The sequence below is a fragment of the Streptomyces sp. NPDC036822 genome (assembly GCF_055609145.1).
Window position 1 is genome coordinate 1 of record NZ_JBVJPY010000041.1, and the last position, 14297, is coordinate 14297.

A 14297-nucleotide genomic window follows, 5' to 3' on the forward strand; every position below is an offset into this window, starting at 1 on the left:
CACCGAACTCCACGACGCCTTCGTCTCCCTGGCCTGCAGCCTCATCTGCTGGAGACGTCTCAAGAAGCACAACTCATGATCGTGTTACGAGCTCTAAGGACATCGCCTTGAGAGCAAGCTAGGCATGCCCTCGCCGGTGGGCCGGACGGGTCGCCGCCGGCGGTACGGCCGAACGGATCGCCTACGATCAACCGCGTGTGCGCTGACGTGATGATCGCAGAGGACGACGAGAAGCAGGCTGAGCTGGTCCGGCGCTATCTCGAACGGGAAGGTCACTCGGTCACGGTCGTGGCCGACGGGCGAGCCGCGCTGGATCGGGTTCGGGAGTGTGAGCCCGACCTGTTGGTCCTGGACGTGATGATGCCGCGTACCGACGGGCTCGATGTCGTACGGGTCCTGCGCGGCGAAGCGAGAGAGCTGCCCGTCCTGATGCTCACCGCCCGGTCCACCGAGGACGATCTGCTGCTGGGGCTCGACCTCGGCGCGGACGACTACATGACCAAGCCGTACAGCCCGCGCGAGCTAATGGCGCGCGTGCGCACACTGCTGCGGCGCACCGGCCGGGGAGGAACGCCGGTCGCCGACGACATCCGCGTTCTCTCCGTGGGCGGGCTGCGAGTGGACGGAGACCGGCACGAGGTGACTGTCGACGGAAGCCCCGTGGAGTGCACGCCCGGGGAGTTCCGGATCATCGCCGCCCTGGCCGCCGCACCGGATCGGGTCTTCACCCGGCCCCAGCTCCTCCAGGAACTGCACGGCTTCGGGCGCTACGTCAGCGAGCGCACGGTGGACATGCACGTCATGAATCTGCGCAGGAAGATCGAGCCCGCGCCGCGCACCCCGGTCCGCCTGCTCACCGTCTTCGGCGTCGGCTACAAACTGACCGAGCCCGCAAAGGACCCACGGCATGCGACGTCGTAGCCGCATACCGCGCCCCGTCCGTGGTGGCACGCGCTCGCCACTGCCCTTGCGCAAAAGCCTGCTGGGGCGATTCCTCGGCGTCTTCGCCCTGGTAGCGGCGTGCTCCGTCGCCGCGACGGCGTGGATCGCCTCCCAGGCCACCTCGGGAGCTCTCAAGCAGGAGCAGGGGCAGGCACTGGCCGATGACGCCCGAATCTACGACGCCCTGCTCGGATACGCGGCGACCCACCCGGGTTGGGGCGACGTCGACGGCACGATTGAGGATCTGGCCTCCCGCTTCGGGCGCCGCATAGCCGTCACCACGCAGGACCGCGGGCCTCTCGCCGACTCGACCGGGAGCGCTGGCCCGCAGCTGCCCACCCGGCCGTCGGCGGTCATCGACCCGCTCTCCGTGGACAGCGTGCTCTCCGGCGCCGTGAGCGCGCACGACGGCTCGAAGGCGTCGCCGGAGCCAGGATCTGGCATCACTGATCGTATCGACGCTCGGGCCGTCGGCCCCTTCCGGCTGCCGCCTGCCGAACGCCGTGAACTGCGCGAGAAGGCGGATCGTGTGGCGGCCTGCCTGCACCGGCTTGGCGAACGGAACGTCGAGGTGACGGACGGTCCGTCAGGGCGTCCGCGCATCAGCCAGGGGGCCGCCACCGGCCGGGTGGAGTCGTACGTATGCTCCTCCATCGGCTTCGACACCCCGACGAAGACGGAGGCCAAAGCGCTCGAAGCCCTGACCAAGCTCGCCAACGCCTGCCTGCGCCGCCAGGACCGTCCGGCCGTCACCCTGAACCCTGATCTGACCTGGCCGGGGAGCGAATGGCCCGTACCCGCGGTCGGATCCGCCGCCCCACGCCGCCCCGCGCCCGACTCCCCGGCCGTCCCCGTGCCCGCACCGGCGGAGTTTGACCGATCCGCCAACGACGCCATCGGCTCCTGCGTGAACACGGCACGACGGGAGCAGCTCAGCTCGTACGTCGCCCCACCGGTCCTGCTGTTCATCGGCGACCCCGACCGAGGCAGCGTCCCCGGCTTCGATCTCTCCGCGGGCAACACCGCGCGCATCGCGGGCGCGGCGGCGCTCGTCCTCGCCCTCACCATCGGAGTCTCGATCGTCACGGGACGCCGTCTCGTAGGCCCGCTCCGCGCGCTGACCGGAGCTGCGGAGCGGATGAAGGACGGCGCCGAGGCCCCGCCCATCGCGGTGCCCGCCGACAACGAGATCGGACAACTCGCCGCCGCTTTTGGGGAGTTGTCGGAACACCGGGCCCGGCTCGAGGCGCAGCGCAAAGCGATGGTCAGTGACGTGGCCCATGAGCTGCGTACGCCGTTGAGCAACATCCGCGGCTGGCTCGAGGCTGCGCAGGACGGTCTGGCCGACACCGATCCGGCCCTGATCGCCTCGCTCCTCGAAGAGGCCGTCCAGCTTCAGCACATCATCGACGACCTGCAGGATCTTGCAGAGGCGGACGCCGGAGCGCTGCGCCTGCACCCGGAGCGGGTCGACCTGGCGGACCTCCTCGGCCAGGTCGCCGCCGCCCACCAAGCCGAGGCCGAGCACGCCGGTGTCACCCTGGGCGTCGCGGCGGCCGACCCCCTGCCCGCGCTGATCGCGGACCCCGTACGGCTGCGGCAGGTCATCGGCAATCTGGTCTCGAACGCGATCCGCCACACTCCACCGGGCGGACGCGTCGATCTGCGTGCTCACGGTGAGGCCGACGACCGTGCCCCCGATGGACGGCCGTCCGGTGTCGTCGTGGAGGTCGCCGACACGGGCAGCGGGATCGCCGTCGACGATCTCCCCTACGTCTTCGACCGGTTCTGGCGGGCGGAGAGGTCCCGCAGCCGGCGCACTGGCGGAAGCGGTCTCGGCCTGGCGATCGTGCGCAAACTCGCCGAGGCGCATGGCGGTTCGGCCACCGCCGCCTCGGTCGAAGGCGCCGGCTCGACCTTCACGCTGCGCTTTCCGCCGGGCCCACGGGAGGATTCCCGCGAGGCCGCGAAGTTCTGACGCCGAGGCCACAGGCTGCTGACAGCTTTCTGACACGTTCCCGTGAGCATGGCGATCACCGGACGCCCGAGCGAACCACGGTGAGGGCGCCGGCCGTCATGCAGAGAAGGGAAGCAACAGTCATGTCGTCCCACCGCAGCCCGTCCCGAGGCCGTCGCAGCCTGCGCGCCGCAGCCCTCACCACCCTCGTGATCGGCGGGGTCCTCCTGCCCTCGACCTCGGCGTTCGCGTCGGACAAGCCGTCCGCCTCGCCGTCGGAGGTGGCCGTCACCCCCACCGCGAGCGCCCCCGACAAGCGCCCCTCCGAGGTGACCACGTCGGAGAGGCGGTCCGAAGCGGCGACCCCCTCGCCGCGCCCCGTCCCGAACCGCACTACGGGCGAGGTGGCGGCTCCGCGGGGCGGTGTCGCGGCCGGTGAGCGCCCCGCTGGCCAGAGCGGGAACGACACCACCGTCGTTGCCGGCTCGGTCGCCGGCGCTGTGATCCTCGCGGGCGCCGGCGCTGTCATGCTGCGCCGCCGGAGCGCCGCCCACCGCAACAGCTGAGCGACGTGCCGTGGTGCCGCCGGCAGCGGCGGCACCACGGCCTCGCGCCCCGGGAGCCCTCCATGACCCGCACGAACAGCCGGCGTGTCCGCACCGTATTACTGAGCATCGTCCTGACCAACGCCGTCGGTGCCTGCGCGACCGGCGGCGCCGAAAGTGGCACCGCACCGACCGAATCTCCTCCGGCGGCGATGGCATCACGCGCTCCCGCTGGCGATTCGAACCCGGTCCGAGCCGACGGTACGAGGACGACCCCGACCCGCGTGTCCATCCCCTCCCTCGGCATCGACAGCGACCTGATGCGGCTCGGCCTCAACCAGGACGGCACCGTCGAGGTACCGCCCGCCGACAAGGGGATGACAGCCGGTTGGTACGGCGGGAACCCCCGGCCGGGAGAGCCCGGGGCCGCGGTGATCATCGGCCACAACGACACCCGGTTCGGCAGAGCCGTGTTCCACGACCTCAAGCGGATTCGCAAGGGCGCGACCGTCGACGTACGCGACAGCCGAGGCGGCACCGTACGGTTCACCGTCACCGGAACCGAGACCGTCTCCAAGAACGCCTTTCCCACGCGGAAGGTTTACGGGGCCGTCCAGGGACGGGCGTTGCGGCTGATCACGTGCGACGGCGCGGTCGACACGGCTGGCCACCCCGTAGACAACCTAATCGTCTACGCCGTCGCACGCTGACCCTCCGGTCGGGTCACGCGGCGGGCTGCTTCTGGGCCATGCGGTGGATTCCACCGCCGCCCCTGCCGAGGCGGCGATGTTCAGTTGCTCGATCACGCGGCCCGGGTGGAGGCAGGTCATGGTCGCCCCGGCACCCTAGTCCGCGCAGTGTCTCCGAAGTGGGCCCTGATGACCGCCCCGTTGCAGAGGTAATAGTTGGCGTACGAGGCGAGAAGTCCCGGTTGGTCGAGCACCTCTTGTCGTAGTCCGGGCCCTGGAGGCGCATGACGTCCCTCGGAGCACGGTGGACGTCCTCGCCGCAGGCGCTCACTCTCTGCAGACGCCTGGGCGGACCGGCCAAATAGGCCGCTTCGACGCCGTGATCGCCTGGCGGGCCTCGTCCTGGCCGAGTGGCTTGCGGTTCGGGCCGGCCAGCTTGCAGTCTCCGAGTGGATGCTGTCCGCGACGGGGCGGCCGCGCTCGCGCAGGTAGGACAGCACCCACGCCGGGCCTTCAGGCAGGTGCCGCACCGGCCACATCGCCGCCTCGCGGGCTTGGATCTCGGCGATCCGTCGGCGGACCCGTTCCAGGGACACCACCAACCAGTGCTCCAGCGTCTGCAGGCGCGGTAGATCGGGTGGCAGCTCGGACGCCGCGATCACGCCCCGGACAGGGTACGCGGCTTGTTCTGGATGGCGGCCTCGACCTGGTGCTGCTAGCAGAGAGGGTTCCCGCCGAACCCTTACCGGTGACAAGGCTCCTGGCTTCTCTGCACTAGGTTCTGTTCTTGGTTGTGATCAGTGGGCTGGCGGGAGGCTTCTGATCCAGATGGTTGCCGCGCGGAGGTGGAGTCCGGCGAGGTAGCTTTCGGGGGTTTTGTCGTACCGGGTGGCTATGCCGCGCCAGGTCTTCATCCGGTGGATGGCCCGTTCGACGGTGTTCCGTTCCTTGTAGAGGTCTGCGTCATGCGCGACGGGTCGGCCGCCTCTGGGCCCCTCTTCTTTCGGTGGACGGCCTGGTCCTTCTTCTCCGGGATGACGGTCTTGATGCTGCGTTTGCGCAGGTGAGAGCGGTTGGCGCGGGAGGAGTACGCCTTGTCGCCGGCGACTGCGCCGGGCCGGGTGCGGGGGCGGCCGACGGGCCCGCGGACGCGGAGCTTGTTCATGACGGGGATGAACTGGGGGCTGTCGGCGCTCTGGCCGGCGGTCAGGATGAGGACCATCGGTCGGCAGCGCCGGTCGGCGGCGAGGTGGATCTTGCTCGTGAGCCCGCCACGAGAACGGCCGAGCAGAGCAGCCTTCACGTCAGGTAGGTGTGGTCCGCGTCGTGGTGGAGTTGGTCGGTGGCGAGTTCGACGATGCGGGTCAGGGGGAGGGCGTAGCGCCGGATGAAGGCTGCGGCGATGCGGACGTCCGGCGGAAGCGCTCGATCGTTTAGGCAGCGGTGTAGCTCCTCGTAGGACGTCCTCGATCTGGAACTGGCCGGGGAGTTGCGTGCTCGGGTGCTCGATAGTCAGGCCGGTCCGGGGGAGGTGGCCGGCGCAGGCCCCCAGCGGATGAACGGGATGGAGCGGGCCCGGAGGGTGGGCCTGGGGATCGCCCCGATGTCCAGGTCTTCCTGTGTGAGGCTCTGGAGGGTGTGTTGTCGGCTGTCCAGCCAGGTGAGGAAGTCGATGGCAGCGCGGATGTTGCCACAGTCGCCCTTGTGGGCGGTGTAGGTGTAGCGGCCGCGTGCCGAGCGATACCGGGCGCCACGGACGATGTGCCATTCGGCGAACGGGCGGATCACGGTTGCCTGATGTCCTGGCAGCTTGGCCAGCGTGCGGCCGACCAGGGCGAGGTTCTCATCGCGTGGCGGAAGTGGGCCTGCGGTGGTGGGCAGGCTGCAGACGTAGGTGGTGGCGTCTCCTTGGGGCAGCGCGTCCAGGGCCGCGTGGTCGAGTTCGGCGGGCGGGGTTACCAGCTGGCCCAGAGAACGCGCGGCGGGGCTTCGGCGCAGCCAAGCCAGGACGGGGTAGGGGTTGGGGTTGGGAGCGTCGCTGAGTACATCGGCGAGCGGCCGCAGGGAGGCGTCGAAAGTGTTTCCGTCGCGTGAGAGCAGGCTGGTCACATCGGCGAGCAGGGTGCAGAGGGGACAGCGGCGTCCCGGCAGGAGGTCAGCCGGCTGCTGGCAAAACGAGCAGTGAGCGTTTTCAGCGCTGCCTCTCCAAGGTGAGGACGGCTTTGGTGATGACGGTCATGCGGTTGGGGCTGATGCGCGATCTTCGGAAGATCTGCCAGGACTTCAGCCGTGCCATGCCGCGTCCGACCGGTGCCCTCGCCGCGGCCAGTGCCTGATTGACGGTGCGTTGGGTGAGGGTGAGTTCCCTGCCCGGTGGCCGTTTGAGTCCGGTGGTGACCCAGGGGCCGGCGCCGGTGGAGGCACGGTCGGCGAGGATCGGGACGCCCTGACGCTCGCAGATCCGGATGATCCAATGGGTGCGGGCTGCGGTGAGGCCGGGAGTGCGGCCCGGCAGCGCCGGCGAGATCCACAGGATCTCGCCGGCGGGGTCGGTGACGACCCGGACGTTCACGCCGTGCCGGCGGTGCTTGGCCCAGTAGTCCGCCCGGCTGTCACCGACACGGTCGCACTCGGCGAGAGTGCCGTCCAGCAGGACGAACTTCGGATCGTGCTCGCGCAGGGACTTGAGCAGCCCCGGGGCCCCGTCGGCGAGCAGCCGGTCACCGCGGTGACATACGCGGGAGCGGTGCCGACGGACATCCCGAAACCGGACGCGATCCGGGTGAGGGTGTCGTGGCAGCGCAGGTACACCAGAGCGACGAGCGCACGCTGGTGCGGCCAGAGCTTGCAGCGGCGGTCACCCTCGCGGGCGACGATGAGCATGGTGACCCACTCGACCAGGGCGTGAGGGAGGTCGAGTGGGTCACGATAGGGAACCAACAGGGCTGCTGCGCCGGTGGGTTGAGACGTCGAACACGGGCCCTGACCCCGGATTTTGGACACTGGAGAGGCTTGGATCTTGATAGTCCAGGAGAACGGAGTCCCTGTGGGGGTGAAGCATTATCCCGCCGCGTTCAAGGCGGACGCGGTCGCGTTGTACGGGTCGAGGCCGGGAGCCACGATCAAGTCCGTCGCCACCGATCTGGGAGTTAACGCCGATACACTGCGGAACTGGATGCGGGCCGCCGACGGACGACGCTCCGGCTCCCACTCCGCACTGTCGACCGTGGCGAAGTCAGGCGGCGACGACGTTCAGTCGGAGCTGGCCGCAGCCCGGAAGAGGATCCGCGAGCTGGAGGAAGAGCGCGACATTCTCCGCAAGGCGGCCCGGTATTTCGTGGCGGAGACGCGCTGGTGAACCGCTCGAGTTCGTTGAGGATTACCAGCGCCGGTTCGGCGCGAAGCGGCTCTGCAACATCCTCGGCATCTCCCGCTCCAGCTTCTACTACTGGCGCCGCACCGCGGCCGCGCGGACGGCCCGCCAGGCTGCCGAGGCAGAGCTCGCTGACCGGATACGCGAGGTCCACCAGGACTCCGACGGCACCTACGGAGCCCTCAGGGTTACCGCCGAGCTCCGCGACGAGGGGATACGTATCAACCACAAGCGCGTCGCCAGGGTCATGCGGACCATCGGACTCGAGGGCGTGCGTCTGCGCCGCCGGCACCGCACCACCCTCGCGGACCCGGCCGCGGCGAAGGCGCCGGATCTGATCGGCCGTGACTTCACCGCGGACGCGGTGAACACGAAGTACGTCGGCGACATCACATACCTGCCGGTCAGCGGCACGAAGCCGCTCTACCTTGCGACCGTCATCGATCTCGCCTCCCGCCGCCTGGCTGGGTGGGCGATCGCCGATCACCGAGCTCGTCACCGACGCCCTGACGGCCGCCGAGCGAACGCGCGGGAGCCTCGCCGGAGCGATCATGCACACCGATCACGGAGCCTCTTTCATCCTGAATAGTTGCAGGTCAGTAGGGTGTGGATGGCTTGGACGATGGTGCCGATGCGTCGGGTGGAGCATCGGGCTCGGCGAAGGATCCGCCAGGATTTGAGCTGTGCGAAGGCGCGTTCGCCGGGAGCTCTGAGTCGGGCGTGGTCGCGGTTGAACTGCTGGTAGTGCTCGGGTTGTTCGCGGTGGTTCTTGTACGGGGTGCGAATGGTGGCGCCGGCGCCCTGGTAGGCACGGTCCGCCAGGACAATGATCTGCCGGGTCAGACAGGCCTGCACGATCCCGTGAGCCCGTGCCGCGGTCAGGTCATGAGTGCGGCCGGGTGTCGCACGCGAGAACCACAGCGGTGCGCCGTCAGGACGGGCGATGACCTGCACGTTCATGCCGTGCCTGCGGTGCTTCATGGAGTAATACGGCTCGTCGGCGGTGATGCGGTCGATGGGGATCAGCGTGCCGTCAACGATGACGTGGTCGCCTTCACCGAGGCCGGTGAGTGCTTCGTAGAGGCCGGGCGCCCAGCGGGCCAGGGCGTCGAGGGTCTCGTCGACATAGCGCCAGGCGGTGGCCTGCGATATCCCGAAACCCGCCCCGAGCTGCGAGAACGTCTCGTTCTTCCGTCGATGGACCAGCGTGAGCAGAGCCTGTTTGAAGCAGCCGAGCTTGCGCCAGCGGGTGTTGCGGGCCTGGCGATGCTCGTGGAGCAGCCAGGCAACGTGCTCGACCAGCTCGTGCGGGACGTCGAGCATGGCAGGATACGGAAACCACCAGGGCCCCTTCGGTCGCCAACGTGTTGAGTGAGATCACCACGCCAACGAGGAGGGGCCCTGCCTCGTCACCACACCTGCTGACCAGCCCATTTCACCCTCCAACACAGGATGAAAGAAGCTCACGGATCTCAATACACGAGCAGGGCCTTCGCCGAGATCTGCAGGTCAGCAGGGGCCCGGCAGAGCATGGGCGCGGTGGGATCCAGCGCGGACAACGCCGCCGCCGAGTCGCTCAACGCGGCCTTCAAAAGGGAGACGCTCAAGGGTCGCAAGTGCTGGCCGAGTGAGCGCGAAGCACGACTCGATGCCTTCCGCTGGCTGACTCGATACAACACTCGACGCCGACACTCCCGCCCCGGGCAACGCAGCCCGATCGCCTACGAGACGCCTCGCCCTCGACAACAACTACCCTGGCCCACGCCGCATAGACGTTTTCAAGATTCGGGGTCAAGGCCCTCACCAGGCTCGTCCAAGCCGTCCTCACCCGACATCTGACCAGCTCAGAGAGGATGGAAAAGGCTCAGGGACGCCAACGAGCTGGCGGCCGTCACCGGACCGAGCCGGACTGAACACATGCGATGGGGAGTCCGGCAGAGGATAAATTAGGGAATCGGCAGATACTTAATCAGTCGGGTATCAGTGTTCCGGGCCCGCATGTATTGAAGTCTGGTCGCCTCGTCCAGGGTTTTTATATACTCTTCCCATTCCGTGCTGAGATCTTCGTACTCCTGGCTCACCTGCCGCACCTTTTCTTCCAGCGCCCCCCTCCTCACTTCCGGGATCTTGCTATTTTTGAGCGCCCTAGAAGCCGCTTCCCTTTCGTTTTCCAGGTGAATCATTCTCTTGACTCGGCCATTCATATCTCTCAAGGCTTTCCCGGCGCCACCACTCAGCGGGTCTCCAGTGTTCAGATAGTCATCTGAATTACCCAGGTCGACTTCCCTAAAGCCTTTTCTCGCAGACTTCAGGGGATTACTACCGGGCACCAGTTTGGCATCCTTGCGGGCCTGATCGTCAGAATAATTTCCCAGCTGGCCCTTCGGATCCCTATTGATATGGATTCGTTTAGAAGCATCCTTGCCGAGACGGCTTGGGACTTCTTCGATAATCATGCGCTCGTAGCCTGGGGCGAGGCCGCCATGCCTAGTCCTTCCGGATTCGACTGCATGCCAAGCTGCCATCCGCTCCCCGCCGGCGCTGCCGCGTTCTTCCTGATATCTGACCGTGAAGCCGAGGAGGGCCAGCGCTTCCAGGTTCCCACTGCGCATTCCCAAATGCCGGGCCTTGTACTTGCGGTGAAGATAATCGAATACCAGGTATTGGGCCTTGCGATCCTTTCCTGCCCAATCCGTGAAGTCGGAGTCATTCCAGAACTCGGTCAGGACCAAGACGTTTCCGTTGAAATTGTCACCGTTCCCGTCTTCGTTGATCAGGGGACCACCACCGTCCGGGTTGCGGCCGTAATTATTGAAAGATTCTGCGATTTTCTGAAACTTGGTTTTTCCGCCCACTTTCCCCTTCGGCTGACTGTCTCCAGCAATCAGGATCGTGTGAACCCCCTTCAGCCCGGCAATTTGCTGGGCAACGCCAATGTAGCTGGTGGAATGCTCGAGGTGCGCGCCACCGTTCTTGCCGCTGAATCTGGACCAAAGTACTGCTACAGTCGACCCTTCGGGGGCGTTCATTCCTCTATCCTGCAGCCATTTCTTCACAGCATCGTCGCTTGCGTTCCCGGCGTTTCGGTCTTCATCCAGCCCCAGTGACCGTCGATATTTGGCTCGCCCCTCTTCGGAAAATTTCTTGGCGACATATTCCGTCGCGTATTCGACGTTTTTGGCGGAGTTATCTTTTCCTGTGATCCGCTTGACCTCTCCTTTTGCCTCGTGCAGCTGCTTGCCCATGTGGACGCGCCCGTCATCGATTCCTACCGACTTGTAAAATTCTTTGGAGCCGCTTCCAGGATTCTTTCCTGGCTTCGTCGTGAGATAGACTTCATGGTGAGGTTCGTTTACCAATGTGAATGCAACGCTAAATTGATCGCCTGAAGCGTATCCAGGTTGCATGATCGCCACATAGTCGGAGACGTAGCTTTTCGTATACTGTAGAATCTGGTGGACGTGCTCAGCGAATTCCTGATCGGTGATGTTTAGGTCGAAAAATTTGCCGATATCAAAATTGTACCAATCGGGAACGTGCGACAGGAAGTAAGCAAGCTGACCATCACTATCGCTCAGCAGGGTGTCGATGTTTTCGGTCTGCATGACTTGTGCGACCTCCTTGAGTAGTTCCTCCTCGAGTACTACTCCTCGAAGTGCCGAAATTCTGTTCTTGATTGCCAGGATGTAATCAGGATGGATGTGCGGCATTTCTATTTCCTTTGTTAAAATTTATGTAGCCCAAATTATCGCCTCTACTATCCAAGTAGGGGATGCGCTACAACCGGCAGATGCTGGGGCATTTCCGATGAGGACGATAGGCACCGTGCGGGCCTGCCGGCACCGTGCCGCCCCGCATGAGTGGAACCAGCTTTCTGTGGAAAGGGAACGTGCGGGCAGTTCATCGCGCACGGGTTCCTGCGAGCCGGCCGGGGCCCTCGTCGCTGACAACACTGCATCGGGCGATTTGTGGGATCGGTCGGCGGGGGAGCGGGCGGGGCTGCCGGGTGGGGAGCGGGCTGCGTGTAAGCCTGATGTATTCCTGGCCCGGCTGCGGGCTGGGGCAGCCATTGTGGAGACCGATCGATCACGTGCTGGCTCCGGTGCTGGTCGATGTTGAGGGCAGGGTCCGCCGGCCGTGGATCACTTGGTTTAGCGACTGTGCTACTTACGCGATCACTGGCGTGACGGTGACACCGGTGCACCCGAGGGAGTCGGATCCTGTCTGGATCAGTATTCGACGGCCTGCGCTTCTCAACTTTCGCGGCTACCCCGACCTCAGCCGCGGACACAGCGGGAGCGCGATCACGGAGGGCCAGCAGCAGCGAGGTGCATCACCATGGTTCCGGACCGACCCCGAGCGCGGGAGCTCGTCGACGGCTGGGCCGTGCGCGCGGAACTTCTGCGTGCCGGAGTCGGCCGGGACGGCGAGAGCTTGAGCATCCGCGGCGCGGTCGCGTTGTTCGTCCGGTTCGGTCTGACCCGCTCGTGCCTGATGTCTGGGCTTGCGCAACGCTCGCCGGCTCGCCCGCACTGTGCCCGATGCTGAGGCGACGCCGGCCGTCCGGATAGCCGTGTAGGTCCGGTCCAGCCGCATAAAACCGTGTCCAGCATCGGCAGCCGCGTACTGATCGGCGTCTGTGCCTGGTTCGGTCTCCTTGCCACAGGGATGCCTGTCTGCGGTTCAGGGCTGGAGGTATCCGTGGGCAAGGCTGTGGGTGATGCCCTGATCACCGTTGTACTCGGTTCCCTCGATGCGCCCGAGGTGGACGGTTCCATCCCGGAGAACGGTGTAGCAGGTGCTGAGGCCCTGGGCGAGCAGGACACTGCGGGGGTCGAGTCCCACTGCACCCGCGCCTTCGAGGAACGCCTGGTGATCGGTGTAGCTGCCGACGCTGTCACGGGCCTTGAGCACGTAGGTACGGGCCCGGCCGACAGGCACGCCTGCATAGAGCTTGCGGAAGTCGATATTGCCCATGCCGCCGGCGCCGTGCGCACCCCGCATGTACCGAAAGTACCCGTAGCTCTCTCCCGCCATGGTGTGACCGACGCGCCAGTCCCAGGCGACGACGATAGTGTTACAGGCTCCCATCAAACCGCTGCATAGCCCGTGCTCGGCGCCCCACTCGGACAACTCCGTCGGATACGCGAGAGCTCCCATCGGGATCTCCCACGTGCTGAGTCGCACACCCGCTGCCAGTCGCAACGGCTCTTCCTCAGGAACATCGGTGTCCAAGGAATCGTCCGAGAACTCACTCGTGTTACCCGACGAGCCGTCGGAATCGTACGGGTTCCCGGCTGGGTACTCGGTTGTCTCATTACTCGGGTACATCAGAACTCTCCCTCACCCACGTAGGCCAAGTCGGGATACGCACTGGAGAAGCTAGACCAACGCACCGTCAAAGCCCTTGCCCTGGCAGGCCAACAAAAGGGCATGGGCTACGAGCTCGTAACACGATCACGCTCGGGCCTTCTTGAGTCGTCTCCAGCAGATGAGGCTGCAAGCGAGGGAGACGAAAGCGTCGTGGAGTTCAGTGTGTCGTTCCCAGCGGACGGCAAGGCGTTTGAACTGGTGACAGCAGCGCGAAGGTCTGCTCGATGACGCAGCGGAGCTTGCCCAGGCCCTCGATGTTCGGGGCACCTCTGCGGGAGATGACCGGCAGGATCCGGCGTTTTCACAGTTCGCGGCGGCTGGGGTCGGAGTCGTAGCCCTTGTCGCCAAGCAGGGCTTGGGGACGTCGTCGGGGCGGGCCCGGTCGTCCGGCGACGGGCGGGAAGCCGTCGATCAGGGACTGGATCTGGGTGACGTCGTTGACGTTGGCAGCGGTGGTGATGACCTTGAACGGGGTGCCGCGCCCGTCGCAGATCAGGTGGTGCTTGCTGCCCGTCTTCCGTCGGTCGACCGGCGGCGGACCGGTGTCGGCACCCCCCTTGCGGACCATGTCCTGGCTGACCGAAACCGCCGGCTCAACCATCGCTACGAGCGCCATCCCCGCAACTACCCGGCCTTCCTAGGTCTCGCCGCCGCCATCTGCTGCTACAAGCGACTGGTCCGCCTCACCACATAGGACACGGTCTAAGGATCTTCAGCGTTAACAAACGTGACGATGTGGTGGGTGCGGGCGGCGGTGATGTGGACCTGCGACCGGGCAGGGCGGGTGAGTAGCAGATCAGCTCGCCCGCGGGATCGGTGACGGCCTGGATGCGCACGCTGTGTCGCCTGGCCTTGCCCGAGTAGTTCCGTTCCTGGTCGCCGACGCGGTCGTACTCGACAATGGTGCCGTCCACCAGCACGTACTCGGGACGCGCCCGGCGAAGCGCCTGGGTCAGGGACGTTGCTCTCACAGCGAAAGGCTTGATCACGCTCTGTACGTAGGCGTGGGCGGTACCTCCGTTTGATGCGGAAGCCGGCGGCGAACTTCGCGTAGGTGGTGTGCTCGCGCAGGTAGGCCAGGGTGATGCTGGCCCGTCGCGAGGGCGCCAGTTTGCACCGACGGTCACCCTGGCGGAGCGATCAGCATCGTGACCCACTCCACGAGCGCGTGTGTGGCAGGTCGAGTGCGGCAGGATAGATGACCAACGAGGCCTCCGGTCGCAGCGGTTAGGACGTTAGACATCTCGAACCACTGCCCGAAGGCCTAGCCTGCTATCGACCTCTGGCCGTCACCCGATCGGTGACCACTCTGAAGATCCTTACTGAGCCTTTTTCATCCTGCCCCTGAAGGGCTATAAGGCCTGGTCAGCTGGGGTGGTGACGTGGCAGAGCCCCCGGTCGTTGGCGGTGTTGATTCC

The 14297-nt window shown here is 66.2% G+C and carries 10 protein-coding genes and 6 pseudogenes; 8 read left to right on the forward strand and 8 right to left on the reverse strand.

Annotated elements, in window-relative coordinates; translation table 11 throughout:
- Window positions 1-210 precede the first annotated feature (210 nt).
- From ACZ68P_RS35405 to ACZ68P_RS35420, 4 genes are all read left to right on the forward strand, one after another.
- Window positions 211-921 carry a response regulator transcription factor gene (locus tag ACZ68P_RS35405; RefSeq protein WP_471013387.1) on the forward strand — a complete coding sequence of 237 codons (711 nt, stop codon included), beginning with the start codon at window positions 211-213 and terminating at the stop codon, window positions 919-921.
- Entirely contained in the window at window positions 908-2920 is a 2013-nt protein-coding gene (locus ACZ68P_RS35410) for a sensor histidine kinase (protein WP_471013369.1), read from the forward strand. Before ACZ68P_RS35405 ends, ACZ68P_RS35410 begins: the two co-directional genes overlap by 14 nt.
- 122 nt (window positions 2921-3042) lie before the next feature.
- Complete coding sequence (locus tag ACZ68P_RS35415) at window positions 3043-3465, forward strand: hypothetical protein (RefSeq protein ID WP_471013371.1); 423 nt, start codon at window positions 3043-3045, stop codon at window positions 3463-3465.
- Window positions 3466-3527: 62 nt separating this feature from the next.
- Complete coding sequence (locus ACZ68P_RS35420) at window positions 3528-4154, forward strand: class F sortase (protein ID WP_471013374.1); 627 nt, start codon at window positions 3528-3530, stop codon at window positions 4152-4154.
- 776 nt (window positions 4155-4930) lie between these two features.
- Here ACZ68P_RS35420 and ACZ68P_RS35425 read toward each other — a convergent pair.
- The 3 genes and pseudogenes from ACZ68P_RS35425 to ACZ68P_RS35435 all read right to left on the reverse strand — a co-directional run bounded on the left by ACZ68P_RS35425 (window position 4931) and on the right by ACZ68P_RS35435 (window position 7073).
- Window positions 4931-5355: pseudogene (locus tag ACZ68P_RS35425) on the reverse strand (transposase).
- A gap of 290 nt (window positions 5356-5645) precedes the next feature.
- Window positions 5646-6242, reverse strand: a complete 597-nt coding sequence (locus ACZ68P_RS35430; RefSeq protein ID WP_471013376.1) for a hypothetical protein — start codon at window positions 6240-6242, stop codon at window positions 5646-5648.
- A gap of 82 nt (window positions 6243-6324) precedes the next feature.
- A pseudogene (locus ACZ68P_RS35435) lies at window positions 6325-7073 on the reverse strand (transposase).
- A 112-nt stretch (window positions 7074-7185) separates the two neighbouring features.
- Between ACZ68P_RS35435 and ACZ68P_RS35440 the strand changes: the two are divergent.
- Together ACZ68P_RS35440 and ACZ68P_RS35445 are read left to right on the forward strand one after the other, a co-directional pair.
- Window positions 7186-7491, forward strand: coding sequence for a transposase (locus ACZ68P_RS35440; protein ID WP_471013378.1), 306 nt, complete (start codon window positions 7186-7188; stop codon window positions 7489-7491).
- Window positions 7466-8095 carry an IS3 family transposase gene (locus tag ACZ68P_RS35445; protein ID WP_471013389.1) on the forward strand — a complete coding sequence of 210 codons (630 nt, stop codon included), beginning with the start codon at window positions 7466-7468 and terminating at the stop codon, window positions 8093-8095. The genes ACZ68P_RS35440 and ACZ68P_RS35445 overlap by 26 nt, the downstream gene beginning before the upstream one ends.
- Here ACZ68P_RS35445 and ACZ68P_RS35450 read toward each other — a convergent pair.
- Window positions 8083-8890 (reverse strand): annotated as a pseudogene (locus tag ACZ68P_RS35450) (IS5 family transposase). The gene ACZ68P_RS35445 and the pseudogene ACZ68P_RS35450 sit on opposite strands and share 13 nt — an antisense overlap.
- An 80-nt stretch (window positions 8891-8970) precedes the next feature.
- On the opposite strand from ACZ68P_RS35450, the pseudogene ACZ68P_RS35455 reads away from it, so the two are divergent.
- Window positions 8971-9234, forward strand: a pseudogene (locus ACZ68P_RS35455) (integrase core domain-containing protein); the annotation flags it as partial.
- A gap of 218 nt (window positions 9235-9452) precedes the next feature.
- Here the strand turns inward: ACZ68P_RS35455 and ACZ68P_RS35460 are convergent.
- From ACZ68P_RS35460 to ACZ68P_RS35470, 3 genes are all read right to left on the reverse strand, one after another.
- Entirely contained in the window at window positions 9453-11216 is a 1764-nt protein-coding gene (locus tag ACZ68P_RS35460) for a hypothetical protein (RefSeq protein WP_471013380.1), read from the reverse strand.
- A 973-nt stretch (window positions 11217-12189) separates the two neighbouring features.
- On the reverse strand, window positions 12190-12837 hold the full coding sequence (locus ACZ68P_RS35465; protein ID WP_471013382.1) for a hypothetical protein: 648 nt from the start codon (window positions 12835-12837) through the stop codon (window positions 12190-12192).
- A gap of 343 nt (window positions 12838-13180) precedes the next feature.
- Window positions 13181-13447: a transposase gene (locus ACZ68P_RS35470; RefSeq protein WP_471013385.1), complete on the reverse strand. Its 267-nt coding sequence runs from the start codon at window positions 13445-13447 to the stop codon at window positions 13181-13183.
- On the opposite strand from ACZ68P_RS35470, the pseudogene ACZ68P_RS35475 reads away from it, so the two are divergent.
- Window positions 13440-13573, forward strand: a pseudogene (locus ACZ68P_RS35475) (IS5/IS1182 family transposase); the annotation flags it as partial. The gene ACZ68P_RS35470 and the pseudogene ACZ68P_RS35475 sit on opposite strands and share 8 nt — an antisense overlap.
- A gap of 35 nt (window positions 13574-13608) precedes the next feature.
- Here ACZ68P_RS35475 and ACZ68P_RS35480 read toward each other — a convergent pair.
- Window positions 13609-14085 (reverse strand): annotated as a pseudogene (locus ACZ68P_RS35480) (transposase family protein); the annotation flags it as partial.
- Window positions 14086-14297 lie beyond the last annotated feature (212 nt).

Bases quoted from the DNA above. Each gene is read 5' to 3' on its own strand.
- ACZ68P_RS35405 (WP_471013387.1), top strand. From the start codon at position 211: ATGATCGCAGAGGACGACGAGAAGCAGGCTGAGCTGGTCCGGCGCTAT.
- ACZ68P_RS35410 (WP_471013369.1), top strand. From the start codon at position 908: ATGCGACGTCGTAGCCGCATACCGCGCCCCGTCCGTGGTGGCACGCGC.
- ACZ68P_RS35415 (WP_471013371.1), top strand. From the start codon at position 3,043: ATGTCGTCCCACCGCAGCCCGTCCCGAGGCCGTCGCAGCCTGCGCGCC.
- ACZ68P_RS35420 (WP_471013374.1), top strand. From the start codon at position 3,528: ATGACCCGCACGAACAGCCGGCGTGTCCGCACCGTATTACTGAGCATC.
- ACZ68P_RS35460 (WP_471013380.1), bottom strand. From the start codon at position 11,216: ATGCCGCACATCCATCCTGATTACATCCTGGCAATCAAGAACAGAATT.
- ACZ68P_RS35465 (WP_471013382.1), bottom strand. From the start codon at position 12,837: ATGTACCCGAGTAATGAGACAACCGAGTACCCAGCCGGGAACCCGTAC.
- ACZ68P_RS35470 (WP_471013385.1), bottom strand. From the start codon at position 13,447: ATGGTCCGCAAGGGGGGTGCCGACACCGGTCCGCCGCCGGTCGACCGA.